This is a genomic window from Deinococcus sp. (assembly GCF_018260405.1).
Lineage (GTDB): Bacteria > Deinococcota > Deinococci > Deinococcales > Deinococcaceae > Deinococcus.
In genome coordinates, this window is record NZ_JAGLBG010000276.1 from 1 (window position 1) to 516 (window position 516).

The following is a 516-nucleotide window of genomic DNA, read 5'->3' on the forward strand; positions in this document are numbered from 1 at the left end:
GCCATTTCGCCTCCCGTCCAGAGACAAATTCGATTCGGCCAATTTATTGTAGAGCAAATTGAATTCGTTCTCGTTGAGCAAATTCAAATTGGTGTTAAGCGCCTTTTTAATTTCCGCATCTTTGGACCGATTGAATTCTTCGGGAGTTTGCGAAGCCGGATTGAACAGTTTGGGAGGATTACGTTTGGTCGAATTCTCTCCTTTTCCGAAGACTGCTAAAAAATAAATAAAAAAAAAAAAAAATAAAATAAAATAAATAAAATGGCGAGGACACGTTGTGCAAACCGTTTTAGACCTGTCTTACCGGATTTTACAATTTAATAAATCCCATTGTGATGACGTAACGCTCTTAAAAATAATTTTTATTTATTTATTTATTTTTCTCATTATAAGACTGATGAAAATCAAAATCAGAAACGAAGAAGGTAATTCTTTTGGGGTTTTTTAATACACGCACCGGACATATCCGGACTTTCATAAATTTTTCTTGAAGAAACCAACAAAAGAATCATTTTT

The 516-nt window shown here is 33.7% G+C and carries 1 protein-coding gene; it reads left to right on the top strand.

Translation table 11 applies throughout. The features are described 5' to 3' along the window. Positions 1–219: hypothetical protein (locus QZ269_RS13510; protein ID WP_291427204.1), on the top strand; the 219-nt coding region annotated here is incomplete at its 5' end. Between the last annotated feature and the right edge of the window lie 297 nt (positions 220–516).